This is a genomic window from Bradyrhizobium sp. BRP22 (genome assembly GCF_020194175.1).
Lineage (GTDB): Bacteria > Pseudomonadota > Alphaproteobacteria > Rhizobiales > Xanthobacteraceae > Bradyrhizobium.
In genome coordinates this window covers 162,528-181,812 of record NZ_JADYVX010000007.1, presented here as the reverse complement: position 1 = coordinate 181,812, position 19,285 = coordinate 162,528, and the positions used below count along the sequence as shown (strand labels likewise).

17 protein-coding genes are annotated in these 19,285 nt (G+C 61.3%); 6 read left to right on the top strand and 11 right to left on the bottom strand.

Annotated features, from left to right (window positions below):
* The gene (locus I6F35_RS12405) at window positions 1-603 is read left to right on the top strand and encodes a CinA family protein (protein WP_225117948.1); all 603 of its coding nucleotides are present in this window, start codon (window positions 1-3) and stop codon (window positions 601-603) included.
* Between the two features lie 107 nt (window positions 604-710).
* On the opposite strand, the gene I6F35_RS12400 is transcribed toward I6F35_RS12405, so the two are convergent.
* The 3 genes from I6F35_RS12400 to lipA form a co-directional block, all read right to left on the bottom strand.
* Window positions 711-1,178, bottom strand: a complete 468-nt coding sequence (locus tag I6F35_RS12400) for an SRPBCC family protein (protein WP_225117947.1) — start codon at window positions 1,176-1,178, stop codon at window positions 711-713.
* Window positions 1,178-1,630, bottom strand: a complete 453-nt coding sequence (locus I6F35_RS12395; RefSeq protein WP_225117946.1) for a DNA topology modulation protein — start codon at window positions 1,628-1,630, stop codon at window positions 1,178-1,180. The genes I6F35_RS12400 and I6F35_RS12395 overlap by 1 nt, the downstream gene beginning before the upstream one ends.
* 102 nt (window positions 1,631-1,732) lie before the next feature.
* The gene (lipA, locus tag I6F35_RS12390) at window positions 1,733-2,692 is read right to left on the bottom strand and encodes a lipoyl synthase (protein WP_225117945.1); all 960 of its coding nucleotides are present in this window, start codon (window positions 2,690-2,692) and stop codon (window positions 1,733-1,735) included.
* Between the two features lie 122 nt (window positions 2,693-2,814).
* Between lipA and I6F35_RS12385 the strand changes: the two genes are divergently transcribed.
* Window positions 2,815-3,426, top strand: a complete 612-nt coding sequence (locus I6F35_RS12385) for a DNA-3-methyladenine glycosylase (protein WP_225117944.1) — start codon at window positions 2,815-2,817, stop codon at window positions 3,424-3,426.
* Window positions 3,427-3,672: 246 nt separating this feature from the next.
* Window positions 3,673-5,925: a carbohydrate-binding domain-containing protein gene (locus tag I6F35_RS12380; RefSeq protein ID WP_225117943.1), complete on the top strand. Its 2,253-nt coding sequence runs from the start codon at window positions 3,673-3,675 to the stop codon at window positions 5,923-5,925.
* Between the two features lie 52 nt (window positions 5,926-5,977).
* On the opposite strand, the gene I6F35_RS12375 is transcribed toward I6F35_RS12380, so the two are convergent.
* From I6F35_RS12375 to I6F35_RS12355, 5 genes are all read right to left on the bottom strand, one after another.
* A complete protein-coding gene (locus I6F35_RS12375; protein ID WP_225117942.1) occupies window positions 5,978-8,860 on the bottom strand; it encodes a valine--tRNA ligase in 2,883 nt (960 codons plus the stop codon).
* A gap of 235 nt (window positions 8,861-9,095) precedes the next feature.
* Window positions 9,096-9,878 (bottom strand): DUF2497 domain-containing protein, encoded by a 783-nt coding sequence (locus tag I6F35_RS12370; protein ID WP_225117941.1) that lies wholly within the window; start codon window positions 9,876-9,878, stop codon window positions 9,096-9,098.
* A gap of 402 nt (window positions 9,879-10,280) precedes the next feature.
* Window positions 10,281-11,660, bottom strand: a complete 1,380-nt coding sequence (locus tag I6F35_RS12365; protein ID WP_225117940.1) for a TolC family outer membrane protein — start codon at window positions 11,658-11,660, stop codon at window positions 10,281-10,283.
* 331 nt (window positions 11,661-11,991) lie between these two features.
* The gene (locus I6F35_RS12360) at window positions 11,992-12,657 is read right to left on the bottom strand and encodes a protein-L-isoaspartate O-methyltransferase (protein WP_225117939.1); all 666 of its coding nucleotides are present in this window, start codon (window positions 12,655-12,657) and stop codon (window positions 11,992-11,994) included.
* A 131-nt stretch (window positions 12,658-12,788) separates the two neighbouring features.
* Window positions 12,789-12,968 (bottom strand): hypothetical protein, encoded by a 180-nt coding sequence (locus I6F35_RS12355; RefSeq protein ID WP_225117938.1) that lies wholly within the window; start codon window positions 12,966-12,968, stop codon window positions 12,789-12,791.
* Window positions 12,969-14,141: 1,173 nt separating this feature from the next.
* Here I6F35_RS12355 and I6F35_RS12345 point away from each other — a divergent pair.
* The 3 genes from I6F35_RS12345 (at window position 14,142) to I6F35_RS12335 (ending at window position 16,546) form a co-directional block, all read left to right on the top strand.
* Window positions 14,142-15,083: a RelA/SpoT domain-containing protein gene (locus tag I6F35_RS12345; RefSeq protein ID WP_225117937.1), complete on the top strand. Its 942-nt coding sequence runs from the start codon at window positions 14,142-14,144 to the stop codon at window positions 15,081-15,083.
* Window positions 15,084-15,192: 109 nt separating this feature from the next.
* Window positions 15,193-15,690: a hypothetical protein gene (locus I6F35_RS12340; protein ID WP_225117936.1), complete on the top strand. Its 498-nt coding sequence runs from the start codon at window positions 15,193-15,195 to the stop codon at window positions 15,688-15,690.
* A 64-nt stretch (window positions 15,691-15,754) separates the two neighbouring features.
* A complete protein-coding gene (locus I6F35_RS12335; RefSeq protein ID WP_225117935.1) occupies window positions 15,755-16,546 on the top strand; it encodes a hypothetical protein in 792 nt (263 codons plus the stop codon).
* Between the two features lie 311 nt (window positions 16,547-16,857).
* On the opposite strand, the gene I6F35_RS12330 is transcribed toward I6F35_RS12335, so the two are convergent.
* The 3 genes from I6F35_RS12330 to I6F35_RS12320 are packed head-to-tail and all read right to left on the bottom strand — an operon-like array spanning window position 16,858 to window position 19,255.
* Complete coding sequence (locus tag I6F35_RS12330; RefSeq protein WP_225117934.1) at window positions 16,858-17,319, bottom strand: hypothetical protein; 462 nt, start codon at window positions 17,317-17,319, stop codon at window positions 16,858-16,860.
* Complete coding sequence (locus I6F35_RS12325; RefSeq protein WP_225117933.1) at window positions 17,319-18,731, bottom strand: primase-helicase family protein; 1,413 nt, start codon at window positions 18,729-18,731, stop codon at window positions 17,319-17,321. The genes I6F35_RS12330 and I6F35_RS12325 overlap by 1 nt, the downstream gene beginning before the upstream one ends.
* Window positions 18,731-19,255, bottom strand: coding sequence for a hypothetical protein (locus tag I6F35_RS12320; protein ID WP_225117932.1), 525 nt, complete (start codon window positions 19,253-19,255; stop codon window positions 18,731-18,733). Before I6F35_RS12320 ends, I6F35_RS12325 begins: the two co-directional genes overlap by 1 nt.
* Window positions 19,256-19,285: the final 30 nt, after the last annotated feature.

Here is a 19,285-nt window from a genome sequence, read left to right as displayed (position 1 = left end):
ATGAGCGGCAGCGATGCGCGCGCCCTCTCCCGCTCGCTGCTCGATCTGTGCCGGATGCGAAAATTGACCATCGCGACGGCGGAGTCCTGCACCGGTGGGCTGGTCGCGGGCGCGCTCACCGATATTCCCGGCTCGTCCGACGTCATCGATCGCGGCTTCGTCACCTATTCCAATGAGGCCAAGCGGGCGATGCTCGGCGTCAAGGCGCTGACGCTTTCGACCTTCGGCGCGGTCAGCAAGGAGACCGCTACCGCGATGGCGGTCGGTGCCCTGGAGCGCGCCGGCGTCGATCTTGCGGTCGCCATCACCGGCATCGCCGGCCCCGGCGGCGCCACCCCAGGCAAGCCGGTCGGCCTGGTACATTTCGCGGTCGCGGCCCGCGACGGCCGGATCATGCATCGCGAACACCGCTTTGGCGCGATCGGGCGCAGCACGGTGCGGCAACGGTCCGTGGTGGAAGCCCTGCGCATGCTGATGGAATTGGCCCGCGGCCCGCAGGCCGCGGTCAAGCCGCGCCGCGAAGCAGTCAGCCGCCTGCGCCCCCGCGTCGCGCGTTCCCCGCGCCGCAGCGCCGTCAAGCGGCGCAGACCGCCGCGGGCGTAATAGCTCTCGCGCCGTCATTGCGAGCGAAGCGAAGCAATCCATTCTCTCCCACGTGTGGACAGAATGGATTGCTTCGTCGCTTTGCTCCTCGCAATGACGGGGATAGCCTACGATGCGCCTGCCGGCTTGCCGTAGACTACGTCCGCGCGTTTTTCGAAGGCCGCGGCGAAGCGCTGGAATGCGGCATCGAACATCGATCCCATCAGCATCGCCAGCATCCGGCTTCTGAACTCGTACGAGATGAAGAAGCCGACGTCGCACTCGGTTTCGGATTTGGCCTCGAAGCTCCAGCGGTTCTCCAGATTGCTGAAGGGGCCGCGCAGATATTCAACCAGGATCTTCAGGTTGGGCCGGTCAAGCGTGACCCGGCTGGTGAAGCTTTCGCGCACCAGCTTGAATGACACGGTCATGTCTGCCACGAGAACTTCGGTGCCGTCCTCTTTTGGCGTGCGTTGCCGGACCTTCAGCGCCTGGCAGAGCGGCACGAATTCCGGGTAGCGTTCGACGTCGGCGACCAGATCGAACATCTGCGGCGCGGAGTGACGGACCCGCCGCTTGCTGGAAAATCTCGGCATCAGTGGATACTCGCCGCATGGGGCATCCGCGAGAGCTCCTTCAAATAGAGGCTCGCCTGTGTCCGATCGGTGAAACAGACAAGCGATTGGTCGGGTCGCAGGCCCTCGAAATATTTAAGAAGCTTCGGCCGCTGTTGCTGCCGATACGTCCAGACGTATCGAAAGAATTCGAGATCGATTCGTTCCGGACAACCCTCGGCCATTTCCGGTCGAACTTGGCCATAGCTTCCGGCTATCCGCCTCGCGATACCGAGCACGCAGGTCCGGCGTGGAAGATCAAACCAGATGACGCGATCACAGATTTGGCGACGCAGCTCACCGGCCCCGGTTGAAATGTAGTTTCCATCCATGATCCATTGCGGTCGAAGCGCCGCCTCGGTCACGCGTTCGTGGAACTCCCCGGTGTCGGACGCGACCCAGCCTGGCTTCCAGTAGATCGCATCCAGCGACACGAACGGAATGCCCGTAGCCGCCGAAAGCCTTCGCGCAAAGGTCGATTTGCCGGATCCCGAGGACCCCATCACAAGAATGCGTCGCATCGGTGCGATCCGGCGTTAGCGCGACCGCGCCAGGCGCGCCGCTTGCAGTTTGGCGAAATCGTCGCCCGCATGATGGGACGAGCGCGTGAGCGGGCTTGCCGACACCATCAGGAAGCCCTTGGTGTAGGCGACCTTCTCGTAGCCCGCGAACTCGTCGGGCGTGACATAGCGCATCACGGCGTGATGCTTCCGTGTCGGTTGCAGATATTGGCCGATGGTGAGGAAATCGACGTCGGCAGAGCGCAGGTCATCCATCACCTGCTGCACCTCGTGCCGCTCCTCGCCCAGGCCAACCATGATGCCGGACTTGGTGAAGATCGTCGGATCGATCTCCTTCACCTGCTGCAGCAGGCGGATCGAATGGAAATAGCGCGCGCCCGGCCGCACGGACAGATAGCGTGAGGGCACAGTCTCGAGATTATGGTTGAACACGTCGGGCTTTGCCGCCACCACGACTTCAAGCGCGCCGTCCTTGCGCAGGAAGTCGGGAGTGAGGATCTCGATCGTGGTGTTCGGGCAGCGGGCGCGGATGGCGCGGACGGTCCGGGCGAAATGCTCGGCCCCACCGTCGGCAAGGTCGTCACGGTCGACCGAGGTGATGACGACATGTGAGAGCCCGAGCTTGAAGGTCGCCTCCGCCACATGCTCCGGCTCGGCAGCGTCGAGGGCGCCGGGCATGCCGGTCTTGACGTTGCAGAATGCGCACGCCCGGGTGCAGGTGTCCCCCATGATCATGAAGGTGGCGTGCTTCTTGTCCCAGCACTCGCCGATATTCGGGCAGCCGGCCTCCTCGCAGACGGTGACGAGGCCGTTCTCCTTCACGATCTTGCGGGTATCGGCATAGCCACGCGTGTTCGGCGCGCGCACCCGGATCCAGTCCGGCTTCGGCGGCGACAGCGCGTCGGGTCGGTTCACCTTTTCCGGGTGGCGCGGGCGCACCGGATTGGCTGATATGGTGTCGATCAGGGTGACCATGGCAAATCTGCGGATCTTCGAGACTGTTAGCTAATCCGTATTGCCCGAACCCGCAACCCGGCTCGCCCATGCTAACAGAACGTGCAAGATATGGGCAGCAGTCCCCTCTGATTCCCACCAAAATGGTTCAAAATCCCAGATCGCCGGGCGAACCACCGATCCGCCTTGGCAAGGCGCTCAAACGCTCATTCTTTGACCGCAGCGTGCATGAGGTTGCGCCCGATTTGATCGGCGCAACCCTGCTGTTCAATGGTGTGGGCGGCACCATCGTGGAGGTGGAAGCCTATCACCACACCGATCCGGCCGCCCATTCCTATCGCGGGCCGACGGCGCGCAACCAGGTGATGTTCGGCCCGCCGGGCTTTGCCTATGTCTACCGCTCCTACGGCATCCACTGGTGCGTGAATCTGGTTTGTGAGGAAAAAGGCTCGGCGAGCGCCGTGCTGATCCGCGCGCTGGAGCCCACGCATGGGATCGCAACGATGCGGCGCCGGCGTCACCTCAAGGAGGCGCACGCGCTATGTTCCGGTCCCGGCAAACTGACCGAAGCACTCGGCATAACGATTGAGCACAACGCCCTGCCACTCGATCAGGCACCGTTCTCGCTGCACGCGCGGACCGGCAGTGTCGATGTTGTCGCAGGCGTGCGAATCGGAATCACCAAGGCGATCGATCTGCCTTGGCGTTACGGCTTGAAGGGTTCGAAATTTCTGAGCAAGCCGTTTCCAGTTTGAGTCGAACTTGCATTGCCATCGTAACGCGGCACGCATCAACAATCGCAACATCGACGCAATCCGGTCACGACACGCTCACGTTGCGTGTGCACAGTCATCTCGCGTCGCTTCGCTGCACGCGTGTGAGTGCTCATGAATTGTGCTCTGCTGAAAAGACGGAACACAGCGCAGGCGAATGAGTTCTGCGCAAAATGCCGGGTCACCGAAACAGCGAAAAGAAACCAAAGAAACTGAGGAGCTGTGCCGATGGCTGGCGCGTTTACTGTCGAAGGATTCGGACTTCCATCCAACTACAATGGTGCGTTCGTCACGAGTGCGGCGCGCGATGCCATGCAGGCGATCGCGGACACCAATGCAAATTCGATCGAGCTGGCGCCTCGGCTGTTTACGAACACCAGGAATTCGGACGACGTGTTTGCCGATCCGGGCAAGACCGAGAGCGACGCCAACATTCTTCAGGCGATCGCGAATGCGCAAGCCCTCGGCCTTTCGGTTGCGCTGAAGCCCATGGTCTCTGCCCTCGATGGCTCGCTTGCACACGTCCTGGTTCCGGACGATCCCGCCGCCTTCTTCGCCTCCTACAAGTCCGAGATCGTGCACATGGCGGAGCTTGCGCAGCAGGCTGGCGTCAGCATGTTCGTGATCGGCAACGAGCTCGCCAAACTCTCCGGCCCCGAATATCGCGACGATTGGGTCGACATCATCGATTCCGTGCGCGCCGTGTACCACGGCGAGATCACCTACGCCGCTGCGACCGACGAAGCCATCAATGTCAGCTTCTGGGACAAGGTCGATGTCATCGGCATCAACGCCTATCCGCCGCTGACGACGGAGCGCGATCCGACCGTCCAGGAAATGGTCAATGCGTGGAACACCATGTCCACCGATGACTACTGGGCCAAGGTGATGGACCACAAGTCGCCGGTCGATTTCTTCCACTCCCTTGCCCTTCAATACGGCAAGCAGGTGTTCTTCACCGAAACCGGCTATCGCAGCGTCGACGGCACCAATATCAGCCCAGGCGGCTGGGCCGGGAGTACGACGCAGGATGTCCAGGAGCAGTATGACGCGTTCAACGCCTTCTTTCGGGTGTGGGGATCGGAAGGCGGAAGCTGGTTCAGGGGCGCCTCGATCTGGAACTGGGATGCGAACAACAAATATTCGGAGCTCGGCTACTCCCCCCAGGGCAAGCCGGCGGAAGGGCTGATCACGGAATGGTATGGCGGCGAGCGTCAGCCGCCCGGCCAGACGCTGACCGGCTCCCCATCCGCCGATCTGATGGACACCGGCGGCGGCAATGACGTGCTGTCGGGCGGGGTCGGCAACGACACGATCAAGGCCGGCGACGGCAACGACACCATCACCGGCGGTCCCGACACCATTCCGAGATTGACGGCGACGACCGTCACGGTGACCGGCTACAGCTCCGTCGTCGACGGCATCGGCGCGCAGATGCAGCTTCTGGTCAACGGCCAGCAGGTCGGCAGCACCGTCGAGTTCCACAATGCGACCGACCCATCAGGCTTCCAGACATTCACTTTCACATTCGCCAATCCCGCGACGATCTCCAGCCTCGATCTCGCCTTCATCAACGACATCGCAGGCGCCGGTGGCGACCGCAATCTCTACATCAAGGACATCACGGTGAATGGCGAGCATCTGTCGGTCGCCGATGCCGTCAATCCCAGTTCGCCGGGAACCTGGAATCTCTATCAGAACAAGGCGATCCACTATGACATGAGCGGCCGACAGGACCTGTTCTTTGGCTCATCGACCGACAACGACGTCATCGACGGCGGTCCAGGCAAGGATGTGATCAATGGCGGCGCCGGTGCCGACGTGATCCATGGCGGCGCCGGCGATGATACGATCAACAGCGGCCCCGGCATTGCCACCGCGACCGATCAACTCTACGGCGACGATGGCAACGACATCATCAAGGCCGGCAACGGCGATACCGGCGCCCTGCTCGACGGCGGCGCCGGCAACGACCAGCTCTATGGCGGATGGGTCGCCAACTTCATCAATGGCGGCGACGGTAACGACTATCTCTCCAGTGGCGGCGGCAACGACACCCTGTACGGCGGCGCCGGCAATGACTCGCTGAAAGGCGGTCCGGCCGCGACGCAAATGTCGGGCGACGACGGCAACGATACGTTGGTGGGTGGAACCGGCAACGAGATCCTGTATGGCGGCAGCGGCGACGACAGGCTCACCGGCGGCGGCGGTAGCGACACTTTGTCAGGCGGTGCGGGCAACGACACTTTCGTGTTCAGCCCGGGCTTCGGCAAGGATGCGATCATCGACTTCCAGAACACCGACGGCGCACAAGACGTGATTCAGTTCAACCGCACCGTCTTTGCCGATTTCAACGCCGTGCAATCGCATATGGCCCAGAGCGGCACCAGCGTCGTGATCACCTTCGACAGCAACAATTCTGTCGAGATCAGGAACACGACGTTGGATCAGCTTCACGCGACCGATTTCACGTTCGTCTGAAAAGGCCGGGTAGAAGGGTGGGCAAAGCGAAGCGTGCCCACCCGACCGTTCACTACCCTTGAGAAGCCTTCTTCAGCCGCTCGAGCGCCTCGAGGATCTTTGCCTTGCGCTCCAGCGCCGCCTCGCGCTTTTCCTTTTCTTCCTCGACGATCTCTTCCGGCGCGTTGGCGACGAACTTCTCGTTGGACAGCTTGGCGTCGACGCGCTTGATGTCGGCGTCGGCTTTCGCGAGCTCCTTCTCCAGCCGGGCGCGCTCGGCGGCGAGATCAATCACGCCCTTCAGCGGCAGCGCCGCGACCTCTCCGCGCACCAATAGCTGCACCGCGCCTTCGGGGGCGGCATCGGCGAAGGAGATGTCCGCGAGCCGGGCCAGCCGTTTGACGACATCGCTCCAGCGCTGCGCCCGCTGTTTCGTTTCGTCCGAAACGCCTGATAGCACCAATGGCGTCAGCGTGGCCGGCGGAATGTTCATCTCCGCGCGCACCGAGCGGATCGCGGTGACGAGGTCGACCACCCAGCCGATCTCGGCCTCCGCATGGGGATCGCTGAAGTCCTCCTCGGCATCATCCTCGGACGCAGCGATCACGGGCGGAATGAGCGCGTCGGTCGGACCTGCCAGCGAAAGCGTGGCGATCTGCTCAGGCGTCAGCGCGTGCGCCTTGCGTGGCCATGGCGCCAGCACCAGCAGGCCGTCGCGGCTGGCCGTCACCGCCCAGAGCTCCTCGGTGATGAAGGGCATGAACGGGTGCAGCAGCTTCAGGATCTCGTCGCGCGCCCAGGCGATCATGGCGCGGGTCTCGGCCTTCGCCGCGCCCTCCTCGCCCAAAAGCACCGGCTTGGCGAGTTCGAGATACCAATCGCAATAGACGTTCCAGACGAAGCGATAGATCGCGTTCGCCGCGTCGTTGAAGCGGTAGGCTTCGATTCCTTCGGTCACCTCTCGCGTGACGCGGGACGCCTCGTGCGCGATCCAGCGATTGAGCGTCTCCTTGGCCTGGGCCGGCTCGAAACCGTCAGGCAGCACGCAGCCATTCATCTCGGCGAATCGGCAGGCGTTCCAGAACTTGGTGGCGAAGTTCCGGTAGCCCTCGACGCGCTGCGTCGAGAGCTTGATATCGCGTCCCTGCGCCGCCATCGCCGCCAGCGTGAAACGCAGCGCGTCGGCGCCGTATTCGTCGATGAGATGCAGCGGATCGATGACGTTGCCTTTCGACTTCGACATCTTCGCGCCCTTCTCGTCGCGGACGAGCGCATGGATGTAGACAGTCGAGAACGGCACCTCCTTCATGAAGTGAAGGCCCATCATCATCATCCGAGCGACCCAGAAGAAGATGATGTCGAAACCGGTGACGAGCGTATCGGTCGGGTAATGGCGCTGCAGCTCCGGCGTCTCGTCCGGCCAGCCGAGCGTCGAGAACGGCCACAGCGCGGACGAGAACCAGGTATCGAGCACGTCTTCATCACGGGTGATGAAGCCCTCGCGCTTGGCGGGATCCTCCGCCATGTCGTGGCCCTGCTCCGGCGTAATGACTTCCTGCTCGACGTAATAGCCGAGCGCGTTGCCGACGGCCTCCTCCTCGGTCTCGGCGACGAAGACCTTGCCGTCGGGCCCGTACCACGCCGGGATCTGGTGACCCCACCAGAGCTGGCGCGAGATGCACCAGGGCTGGATGTTCTCCATCCATTCGAAATAGGTCTTTTCCCAGTTCTTCGGCACGAAGCTGGTTTCGCCCGCGCGCACCGCTGCGATCGCCGGCTGCGCCAGCGTCTTGGCATCGACATACCATTGGTCGGTGAGGAACGGCTCGATCACCACCCCGGAGCGGTCGCCATGCGGCACCATATGCGTGTTCGGCTCGATCTTCTCGAGGAAGCCGAAATCCTCCAATCGCGCGACAATCCGTTTTCGCGCGGCAAAGCGGTCGACGCCATGGAATTCCTCGGCGAACTGCAGCGCGCCCTCGGGCAGATCGCGCAGATAGTCCTCGTTGCCGACAAGCGAGAGCCTGCCTTCCTGGTCGAGCACGCTGATCTGCGCCAGCCCGTGGCGCTTGCCGATCTCGAAGTCATTGAAGTCATGCGCCGGCGTGACCTTCACCGCGCCGGAGCCTTTATCAGGATCCGAATAATCATCGGCGACGATCGGAATCCTGCGGCCGACCAGCGGCAGGATCACGTGGCTGCCGACCAGCGCGCTGTAGCGCTCGTCGTCCGGATGCACGGCCACCGCGGTATCGCCGAGCATGGTTTCGGGACGGGTGGTCGCGACCACGATGAAGCTTGCGGGATCGTCAGGGCTGAATGCCCTGCCCTCGATTGGATAGCGCAGATACCAGAGATGGCCCTTGACCTCGACCTGCTGCACCTCGAGATCGGAGATCGCGGTCAGCAGTTTCGGGTCCCAATTGACCAGCCGTTTGTCCTTGTAGATCAGCCCCTCGCGGTGGAGCTCGACGAACACCTTCACGACCGCGCGTGACAGGCCCTCGTCCATCGTGAAGCGCTCGCGCGACCAGTCGCAGGAGGCGCCTAGTCGCTTGAGCTGGTTGATGATGGTGCCGCCGCTCTCGGCCTTCCATTGCCAGACCCGCTCGAGGAATTTGGCGCGGCCCATGTCGCGCCGACCCGGCTCCTGCCGCTCCATCAACTGCCGCTCGACCACCATCTGGGTGGCGATGCCGGCATGGTCGGTGCCCGGCTGCCAGAGCACGTCGCGCCCGCGCATGCGCTCGAAGCGGCAGAGGACGTCCTGCAGCGTGTTGTTCAGCGCATGTCCCATGTGCAGCGAGCCCGTCACGTTCGGCGGCGGGATCACGATGGTGAACGGGGCGGCGTCGCGCCGCTCGGGGCGACCGGCCTTGAAGGCCTCGCTCTCCTCCCAGACGCGGGACATCCGGCTTTCGATATCGGCAGGCTGGTAGTTTTTCTCGATCATGGCACTACAAATGGGGATGCTTGAGAGCACTGGAAGCGTTTTCGAGCGAAGTGGACACCGGTTCGCGTGAAGAAAACGCGTCAAAACAAGAACCTGGAGCTTCGGTTCTGATTTCAATCAGAACCGAAGCTCTAGAAAGCCGCCCGAACACGCCGAGTCAACCGGACCGGCGCGTCCAAGCTGCCATAACACCCGTTCGGGATGGCTGAATTGAGGGGGAGCGCAGCCTGCGCAGCTAACGCCCGCGGGAAACCCGCTCGATCTCGGCTTTCACGATCCGCTCGACCAGTCCCGGCAGGTTGTCGTCCAGCCAGGATTTAAGCATCGGCCGCAGCATTTCCTTGACCAGATCCTCCAGCGTCCGTGCATTGTTGCTGAGCACAGTGTTGGCGAGCGAATTGAACGCGCTTTCGACCGCATTCATGGTCGAGTGCGACAGGATCGGCTGCTGACCATAGGAACTCTCGGTCGCCGGCTCATAGGCCGGCTGCCGAGGAGGCGCCGGCGGCGGCTTGGTGGCTTCCGTGAATTCAATGTCGTCCTGCGGTTCAACCTTCTGAAAGGTCGGCGGTGGCGGCTTGGGCGTCGGCGCAGGATCCGGCAAGGCCATTTCGTCGGTCAGTTCGAAGACGTCGCCATCGGGTTGCGGCGACCTGACTTCGGCTTCCTGCGTCGCCTCGTCCAGGCTCGCCAGCATGGCGTCGATGTCGTCCTGACTATTGGTCTTGGCCGGTGGCGCCGGCGCAGGCTTCGGCGCTGCTGCCGCCGGCTTCACCGCCGCTGATTGCGTTGCCGGAGTCGGAGATGGCATGTCCTTGACCACCGGCTTGGGAGCCGGCGTGGCGGCGACCGCCGGTTTCTCCGGCGCCGCGACACTTGCTGGCTTGTCGTTTGCCGGCCGCTCGTTTGCCGGCTTGTCGGCGGAAGCAGGTTTGGCCTCGTCATCGGCGATGATGCGACGGATCGACGCCAGAATCTCCTCCATCGAGGGCTCTTGGACCTTTGCAGGTTGCGTCATTTCCGACTCCACATCGAAATTTATCCTACACCAAGCCGCACGAGATTCGGCGGTTCCGGATGAAGCGGCCGGAATTTTTCATCGCTCGAGTCCGGACTTGTCCCCAGATCAACGGTTACCGGTGCATCGCACGCGGACCGTTTGCCCTCACCGCAACCGATCCACAGCGATAGACGCAAATAGGCGTTGCGAATCGTTCTGTTGCCTATGGGAACGGTATGTCAGGGCAACAATCGATTGCAAGCAACGCGCGCCCTGAAGTTTTGCGGCGTCCTTATGACCACTGCGCGACATATGCACTTCGCCGGCCGCGCGGGAAAGACGGGAGCTCGAAAATGAAATTGGGCCCGCGGCTGGCGGGCCCAATTCATTGTTCAGAGCACAATGACGCGGGAGCGACGATCAACGGCCGTCGGGCGTTCGAACTCCGGCCCAGCTATCACGCACCTGCTGGTAGTGCACGCTTGGATCGTAGGTTGTGGTCGGCAGGCTGAGCACCTGAGGCGACAGCCGCCCTACCGCCTGCAGCACGCTGTAGGAGGCGACGACACGATCGTGCTGCGCAACGACGAGCGCGTTGCGGGCGTTGACCAGGGCCTGCTGCGCGTTCAGCACGTCGAGTGTGGTGCGCTGCCCGGCCTTGGCTTCCTCGCGCACGCCGTTGAGCGCGATCTCGGATGCCGTCACCTGCGCCTGAGCGGAAGACACCTGCGCCTTGCCGGCCAGCAACTGCCCCCATGCCGTGACGACATTGGCGCGGGCCTGATCACGCGTCTGTTCGAGCACGAGTCGCTGCTGGGCCAACGATTCCTTGTTCTGGCGGATCAACGAATATTCGCCGCCGCCCTGATAGATCGGAACGTTGATTTGAGCCAGCGCAGACGCTTGAAACTGCCGCTGGATGATCAACGACTGCTCATAGGCCTGCTGCGCGGTGGCCTGGAGCGTGACGCTCGGGAACAGCGCGCCCTCGGCGATCTTGACGTTGAGAAAATTGACGTCGACGCCAAACATCGCCGCGGTCACGTTCGGATTCTGCGTCAGCGCGAGCTCGATGGCGGCATTGAGGCTCGGCGGCAGGAAACGATCGACCGGCGAGCCCGGCGCGAGATTTGTCGGCTCAGTGCCGATGATGCGGCGAAAGTTCGATCGCGTCGTGGTCAGGTTGGATTCGGCCGTGAGCTGCTGCGTGCGGCCGGCGGCGAGCTGAGCCTCCGATTGCGCAACGTCGGTGCGCGTCACCTCGCCGACATTGAAGCGGTCGCGGGTCTGCTTGAGCGTCTGCTCGAGCACGCGCGTATTGCTGCGCTGAACCTCGACGATGGCCGCATCGCGCAAGTAATCCATGTAGATCGAGGCGGCGCTGAACAGCACCGTCTGTTCGATATTTCGCAGCGCTTCGCGTGCGCCGGAGACCTGACTCTCCGCAGCCCGCGTTCGGTTGGCGGTCTGAAATCCATTGAACAGAGTCTGCGAAATCGTGGCGCCCACGGCGCGCGGAATCTGCGTCCCGTGCGCGCCCTGCCCGCTCGTGATGGCATCGGTATACTGGTAGCCGCCGCTCGCCGTGATCGCCACTCTCGGACGGTAGCCCGACAAAGCCTGCGGCACGTTTTCGTCAGTGCTGCGCACGAAGGCACGCTGTGCATTGAGCTGTGGGTTGCTCTGATAGGCACGTACCAGCGCGGCCTCGATCGTGTCGGCCAGGGCCGCTGTCGGTCCTACGCAAGCCAACAAAAGGACCGCTGCCGCGGCTCTGGTGACAACCTTCACCCCACGCATCCCCAATAATCCATCCATTGCCATTTACCACCCGGCTCGAGAACATGAACCGGGCGTCGCTTCGATCGAAGTGAGTCCCGCCTCACCTTATTCCGCAGCTAGGCTGGACGGAACTACCTCGCAACGGAACCCGGTGGAAACTCTTCACGTGGGGCAAACGGGCCACACTTCTGATTCAGAACGGGATTTTAACGCCTGGAATCGCCACCGGGCCGCCACGATCGGGACCTACGCGGCCAAATCACGCTGGGAATCCTGCCCTTGATGTGAATCCCTATTCGCAGGAAGCGCCCGGAATGCGGCTTTCGCCCGGCAGCGTGGCCGGTCGACCCTAGAACACGAAGGCCGGCAGGCGCTCCAGGCCCGGCAGGACGGGCGCCGTCGCATCGAACAGCGGCCGATGTCCGAAATCCCCATGGGTATGTGTCACGATGGCGGCGCGTTGCGGCTGCGACAGGGCAAACACGCCGACCAGCCGCCCGTCCTCGCGGAGCTGCTCGCAGAGTTCCTGGGGCACGATTTCGGTGGCGCCATTGAGGACAATGACGTCGAACGGCGCACTCGCGGCATCGCCCTTGGCCGTCGGCGCAACGGTCAGCGTGATATTCGAGGCGCCAACCGCCGCGAGCGCGGCCCTCGCCCGGTCGGCGAGCGCCGGGGCGCTTTCGGTGGCAAACACCTCCCCGGCGAAGCGTGCAACCACAGCAGCCGCATAACCGGTGGCGCAGCCAACGATCAGAACGCGGTCGGTGGAGCTGATCTCGGCCGCCTGGAGCATCTTGGCCAGCACGGCGGGTTTAATCAGATAGCGCTTCGGTCCCCCGCCCTCGCTGACATCGAGGTCGAGATCGAGATAGGCGAGCGCGCGCTTGCTGTCGGGAACGAAGGCCTCGCGCGGGACGGCGAGCATTGCATCGAGGATGTGCGCGTCGGTGACGTCACTGGTGCGCACCTGGCCATCGACCATTTTCTGGCGCGCAGTCGAGAAACCGGACATGGACTGAAACCTGCAAGTCGCGCGGCGCGGCCGCGAAGGAAGTGAGACCGCCGTCTTTTGGAACAAGCAGGATGAAAACGCAACACGCCCGATGGACGTGTCTGCCGCGGGTTCCTGCAGGGGAACGCCGCCTATTCAATCGCGACTGCAAGCCGGCCGATCAGTCTCGCGGCCTCGTCGAGCTGCGCAGAATCATGCTCCTCGACGATTTGCGCCAGCCGCCGGAGGCACTCATCGTCGCTCATCGTCGGGATATCGCTCGGGACGATCGAGGGTGTGGTTCTCGGTACCTCGGTTTCGAACTCAGGCATGGAATCACCTCGCGAGGAGCCTGCCTCGACAAGGTCGACCGTGAATGAGTCGATTTGGCGGCTGTCCCGACGGCGCGCGCAAATGCGATGGAGTCGCGCCCGTCACGGCACCTTGAAATCGATGCGGCGGATCGGATTCGACTGTATCCGGCTTGCGCAGAGCCAAAGCAACGACCTCAAGAATGCACTCTAATTTTTTGATTCAATTTGGAAATTGGCTCCCCGGGCTGGAGTCAAGCTAATTGATAAATGTCTTACTTTCCAGGCCTTTCCTGGAGCCCCGCCTGCTAAAATGGCTTCGATACTGTCATTCGATACTGTCATTTCATCGCTTGTTGACGTGTCAATTGTTCCTATATTGGAACTGCCGCAACGATGGAGGTCGTTTTGACCCACATTTTGAGCGTGCTGGAAAATACCCCCCAATCCCGGTGGGGATAACCACAGTCTCCCGGCTAGTCGGGTGGCAGGCACCGACAGAGACGTAACGTGCTGTGGCGAACATAGGAGTCCTGTAATCGAGGGGATTGGTTCAGTTCTGCCCTGAGATCATGAAACTCGTTCCGAAGCCCCGACAGAGATGCCGGGGTTTCTTGTTATGATAAGCCAGCACGACCTCTCGCGCCGTTCGTCAATGGTTATCCAATGGCCTATCCAAAAGGTTGACGAAAGCCGTAGCCACGCGCAATGATTTAATCGCGGGGATGGGGGAAGGCATGCTTACTTTGGCGCGGTTTACGGTGCTCTCGGTCAGCTTGAGCGTTTACGCGATTGCCTACGCGGAGCCACTTGAAACCACGGCGAACAACATCATGCCTGGATGTCGCCTAGTGCTACAACCGAGCGCGATCCCCGCACGAACCGATGCCTTCGACAAGGGCGTCTGCAACGGCGCTCTCATAGCCATTTCAGAAACCGATCCAGACGTGTGCCCGCCAGATGGAGCAAACCTTTCCCAGGCCGTGCGCGTCGTCGTCCAGTACATTGATGGCCGGCCCTCGCGGTTGCATGAAACTTTCAGCAAGTTGGCGCGGGAAGCGTTAGCACGTGCGTGGCCCTGTAGGCGTTAACTAGGGCTTCTGCACTTCGACTATGATCAAGCTGAGCACAGCACGCCCTTGGGGGTCTCGAGAGGCGATTAACCGCGCGGGGGAAGCTCTCAGGGCGAGAACGTTGTCGGGCACGCAAATCCGCTCACTTGAGCTGTGGCGGCTCGCGCACAAGGATGTAATCAATTCGTTCCAATCGCTGCTTCGCCAGCGTGCTCGCGGCAAAGAGATTGAGGTCGCGCAGCGTCTAAAGCGACGATCGACTATTATCGACAAATTGTCCCGCTACCCGCGCATGCAATTGGCGCGAATGGACGATGTAGCAGGCTGCCGGATGATTTTTCCGAGCATCGTTGCACTGACGAGCTTTCGCGACGAATTGCACCGAGCAAAATTCAATCACATCCGTAAGAACGATCCCGCCAAGTACGACTATATAACTTCGCCCACCGAGCGAGGCTATCGCGGCATCCACGATGTCTATGAGTATCGCGCTCGCCGCAAGAGGTCGCCAATATGCAATGGTTTGCTGATTGAGCTGCAATACCGTACTCAATTGCAACATGCCTGGGCAACTGCGGTCGAGGTCGTTACGCAGTTGACCGAGAACGAACCTAAGTTTGATCGCGGCGATCGACGCCACATTAGACTGTTCTGCCTCGCAAGCGAAATCCTCGCCCGCGTGCATGAAGAGCGTAAATCGTGCCTCCCCGATCTATCCGACCGGCAGCTAGTCGAGGAGCTTGATGCACTCGATGCGCAAATTGGTGTCATGGACATGCTGCTAAATCTCGCAGCGTTCAAATGGATTGACGATCAGGCGAAGTCGAAGCACGTCATCTTACAGTCTACCAAAGCTGAAGGTCTGAAAATGCACCCGTTCGACCTTGAGCTAGAGGCGTCCACCGCACTGTTAGAGTTAGAAAAGCAATTCCCGGAGGACGACATCGTCCTGGTTGGTGCGGATAGCGTTGCCGAGATGACATCGGCTTTTCGCAACTATTTCCGCGACGTGGGTGACTTCCTGCGGTTGATGAGGAGCGGCAGGGATGGATTATCCGCATGAAACGAGCCTGACTCACCCTACGCTCCCCAGTTGTCATTGTTGTCGAGTTTTTCTTGTCCGACTTACGACAAACAAACCGCCGCGATTGTGATCAAACTCGGTTCCCCAAATGCACTACTTCCCCGATGCAGATGCGCCAGCCCTCCAGCCGTTCACCCGAGCATTTGTGCGCTTAATGTTTGCCCATGGAGAATTTGAAAGGCGAGTTTCGGACCTGATGGGTGTTATCACGTTTGACCCCACGTTCGGCGAACAGCCGGAAAATCGCCTGTCTGCAAGAGCTAGGCCGAAGGCGATGAAGAAGCTCATTAAAGAGCATCAGAGCAAGCACGTTGATGGCATTCCTGAAGGTTCAGACATCGTCGCTTGTTTGCGCGGCGCGATCCCACCTTCCGACGTGCGGAACATGCTCGCGCACGGCCACTGGTGGGCATTCGACGTCGATACCGAAACGATCACCGTTCGGGCCACAACCGCGCGGCCCAACGAGGAACTGCACCGCGATTTCACAGAAGAAGACATTCAACGGACGGTGACCAGTTTCGAAGACCTGGAAGCCGAACTGTTTGCCCTGCAGCGACAGATTGAGCGACGAAGGCGCCGATGAATTTCAGGAAAGAACCCGGGCTGCGACGACTGGCCCGCAGACTGCACGTCGCGGAGATCGGAAAATGACCGGTCCGTTTATCAGCTCAAAGCTATGGATCACACAGGCTCGGGAGGACCTTTCGGACTTCGCAGCCCGAGAGCGAGCGGTGTTCAATAGAGAGAGCGCATATCGGTTTTTCGAAGACGTGGAGAGACAACCCGGCGCAAAGGTGATCGGCATCAAGCTCTCGCCAGCGCCCGAAACCCTCAGCACACGAGCCGCCAATATCGTCAACGCGCTCCGCAGCGCCTTGGATCAGGCGGCGTGGCGAGCATCCATCGAACTCGGAGCCAAGGAGAGCGCGAAGATTTACTTCCCCCTCGCCGGGACAAAAGCGAATTTTGAAGACATGTTCCGCCCGAGAGGGAGCTGCAAGAACATTCCGGCCGAGCTTCACCCACTGCTCAAAGGCTTCGAGGGATACCCCAGAAGCAAGGACTATCCAGGAGGAAACGATCTGCTCTATGCCCTCTCGGCCATATCAAACCCTAACAAGCACAAGGAGACGTACAAGGTAGGCATAAATCTCACCGGGGATGTCTTCGCAAACCACATCCAATTCAGATTGGTTAGGGAGCTTAGTTTCCCGCCCCGGTTCGACCCGAGCACGAACGAAATCACGCTCGCCGTCTTAGAGCCAGGAGGAAGTTACTTCGCGGACATTACCTTCCCCGCATATATAGCGTTCGGAGAGGTTCCTATTGTAGCGCGTCATCCGGTCGTTCCCGTTCTAAACGAAATGACCCGCATAGCGGATGGCATCATCAACAGTATTGAAGCGGAGACCGCTCGGATTTTGAGCGAGCGGACCTAGTCGAAAATTCCACCTGCACGGTACGCGGCAAGCGAGGCGCAGGTATCCGGTCGAATTATCGATCGCATGATTGGCTCGCGGGTCCTGTCCATAGACCAGGGCGAGGGTCGCGCCCGCGCCCACTGGGTAGCTAGTGCGAAGATTTCCTAGGGGGTTGAGGTTTATATTTCGTCTGACCCATCGAAATTGAAATTTTGTTGTTGTAGCCCTTGGAACTTTTGCGCCTAGCCATGGCGGGCGCGCGGGCGCGACCCGCCCCGGGTGGCTCTGGCACAGGACCCGTCGAGGTTGTTGTAAGCGCCAAAGCATTCTTATTTCCCCGCCCAATCATCGATCAGGCAGCGCTCGATCGCGCGCTCCCTTGCGACGGCGTCGGCAGCCGAGCGCAACGCCTGCTCGACGACGGCAAGGTGGTCGTCATCGAAGTCGCGCGCGACCTCGATGGCGAACCGCCTGATCATGTTTACGGTGGCGACGATGCCGGTCAGGGTCTGGTTGGCGTGGTTCATGTCGATCCCATCATCCGTTCCGCTTGTGCCGCTCGCGGCCCGCTTCCCTACTGGCAAGCGGCATACCGCCATCTCTTGGTCGCGAAAGCGCTTTCGCCACTTACTTGCTCCATGTTCCACTTGTTCCGCTTTGGAGAAGAAAAGAATTTGCGACAATGACGGCGCCGCTGTGTGCGCCTGTGAAGCGGCGCAAGCGGAACGGGCGGGCAAGCGGCTGATGACGCTGCCGAACAACTGTTCCGGTTTTGGCGAGAACCGGCACATCAGAATGGCACGTCATCGAGATCGTTCGCCTCCCAGGCGGCAAGATGAGGATGGCGCCACTTCCAACCGGGAAAGCGCTGCTCCCATTTCTTGCGGCACTCTTCCAGTGTGGGAAACATCCAGCCCCGCCGTCGCAACACCTTCATGTCATTCGTGCAGCCCTGCTTCTTCAGGTGCTCACCGAGCTTGTGCTCACTCACATTGCGCAGGCGCGGCTCGATGGTTCGCGCCGCCGTATAGAGACCAGGATGTTTGTCGATGCGCACGACGCTACCCCAGTCGTTCTTGATAACTTCGGGGTAGTCTCCCGACCGCGCCATGTACGGCGCTGCGGGGTCACAGCCCGCGAGCGTGCCGTTCTCTATTAACTCGACCCACCAACTGTCCAGCGGTGACAGCGACATCGCTTGCTGGCTGGTGAGATCGTTGCACTTTGGAAGCTGCCGGGGATGAAAGCCGCTGATGTCACGATGCAAGAGATCGTGCAGCATTGCCCCGTAGCCGCCGTTCTCCAACTGATCGTTGATTGCCTTAAACCATGGGATGTCCTGCAGATGTAGGTCGTTGACCTCAAACACCACATAGCGGCGCTCGTGCTCGCCTGCCGGGACAATCCAGTCCTCATTCGATGCCATCATGATGTGCAACAGGTTCGGCACCTCGACGGCGTCGCGATATTTGCCCTCGATGATGATCGTCGGTTCGGTGACGATCCGCTTTAGTGTGCCTTCGCCCGCCTTGTCGCCCGGCCAGAACGCCTCATCGGCAAACAGAAAGACGCAGTCGCGCAGGTGACCGTTGAAGCGCCCGACCAGATGCTGCGAGCTGGAAATCTGCAGCGCATGCTGGCCAAACAGCTTGCGTATGGCGTTGCCGAGCGTGCCCTTGCCGGTGCCTTTCCTGCCTCTCATCACCAGCACGACCTCGGCGCGCTCGTCGGGATGCTGAACACTCCAGGCCAGCCAGTTCATGACGTAGTCGAACAGCTCCTGCTTGCTGGAGCACAGCACCTGCCGGATGTGCTCGCGCAACTTGCTCCAGTCGCCCGGCTTCGGCTCGAAAGCCCAGCCGCGCCACAAATTCAGCTTGCCGTTGATCACCCGCGCGTGGTTGCCGGGCTGGAAGATCAGGCCCTCATACTGGCGCCGCTTCGGATGCTCCAGCCACCACTTGCCGAGCGGCACGCTTTGGCCCTTGACCTTCACCTTCTGGTGCATGTGCAAATTCCTGAAATCGGCAAAGCCCATCAGGATCAGCAGCGCGCGCCCGCGCTCGTGTTCAAACATGCCGACGTATGCCTTGCCGCCCTCCCGGACGACGAAGAACCGCTCGTTCATCGTGTCGAGCTGCCGATTGCCGGTCGGGCGCATCGTCGGGTCGGCGAGGCCGTCGAGTGATCCGATCGCGTTCATCAATACGACCCCGTGATGCGACGGAAATCGCGCCTGCTGATGCCAATGTCGGCGTTCGGACTCAACAGCCAGTCAGGTCGATGCGGCTCGACCACAAGACCGAGCATCAGCGCCGCCAGGATCAGCGCTCCATTGGAAACGTAGGAGCACAGCCCGATCTTGCCGCCCCAATTCTCCGCAGCGTGCTTCAAGAAGTAACTGGAAAGCGTGCCGTGTTTGGTCGGCCGGAACATCTGCAGGAACGCCATCGCCGTCGCGATCTGCTCAGGCTGCAGCGGGCTCGGCGCCCTGCCGCGACCCGGATAGAAGCCATTCGCGCCAAAATGCGGAAACCGATATCGCGGCTCCGCACTGTCACCTTCGTGCTCTCGACACTGCGGCGCGAAATCATGTAGAATTTCGTGATCCATTTTTTCCTCATCATCCAGCCCGCTCCCCGGTTGTGCCGACCAAGGGGGCGGGATTTTTTTTGCCATTCCGTCGACTTCCAAAACCGTCCGCTGGCCGTCGCAACCAATCGCCACCGTCCGAAAATCACCAGTTATTTCAATGGC

Excerpts from the sequence above, each read along its gene's own strand:
- I6F35_RS12335 (WP_225117935.1), top strand. The coding sequence starts at position 15,755 with ATGACCGGTCCGTTTATCAGCTCAAAGCTATGGATCACACAGGCTCGG.
- I6F35_RS12365 (WP_225117940.1), bottom strand. The coding sequence starts at position 11,660 with ATGCGTGGGGTGAAGGTTGTCACCAGAGCCGCGGCAGCGGTCCTTTTG.
- I6F35_RS12400 (WP_225117947.1), bottom strand. The coding sequence starts at position 1,178 with ATGCCGAGATTTTCCAGCAAGCGGCGGGTCCGTCACTCCGCGCCGCAG.
- I6F35_RS12405 (WP_225117948.1), top strand. The coding sequence starts at position 1 with ATGAGCGGCAGCGATGCGCGCGCCCTCTCCCGCTCGCTGCTCGATCTG.
- I6F35_RS12380 (WP_225117943.1), top strand. The coding sequence starts at position 3,673 with ATGGCTGGCGCGTTTACTGTCGAAGGATTCGGACTTCCATCCAACTAC.
- I6F35_RS12385 (WP_225117944.1), top strand. The coding sequence starts at position 2,815 with ATGGTTCAAAATCCCAGATCGCCGGGCGAACCACCGATCCGCCTTGGC.
- I6F35_RS12340 (WP_225117936.1), top strand. The coding sequence starts at position 15,193 with ATGCACTACTTCCCCGATGCAGATGCGCCAGCCCTCCAGCCGTTCACC.
- lipA (WP_225117945.1), bottom strand. The coding sequence starts at position 2,692 with ATGGTCACCCTGATCGACACCATATCAGCCAATCCGGTGCGCCCGCGC.
- I6F35_RS12325 (WP_225117933.1), bottom strand. The coding sequence starts at position 18,731 with ATGAACGCGATCGGATCACTCGACGGCCTCGCCGACCCGACGATGCGC.
- I6F35_RS12330 (WP_225117934.1), bottom strand. The coding sequence starts at position 17,319 with ATGTGCCGGTTCTCGCCAAAACCGGAACAGTTGTTCGGCAGCGTCATC.
- I6F35_RS12355 (WP_225117938.1), bottom strand. The coding sequence starts at position 12,968 with ATGCCTGAGTTCGAAACCGAGGTACCGAGAACCACACCCTCGATCGTC.
- I6F35_RS12360 (WP_225117939.1), bottom strand. The coding sequence starts at position 12,657 with ATGTCCGGTTTCTCGACTGCGCGCCAGAAAATGGTCGATGGCCAGGTG.
- I6F35_RS12375 (WP_225117942.1), bottom strand. The coding sequence starts at position 8,860 with ATGATCGAGAAAAACTACCAGCCTGCCGATATCGAAAGCCGGATGTCC.
- I6F35_RS12370 (WP_225117941.1), bottom strand. The coding sequence starts at position 9,878 with ATGACGCAACCTGCAAAGGTCCAAGAGCCCTCGATGGAGGAGATTCTG.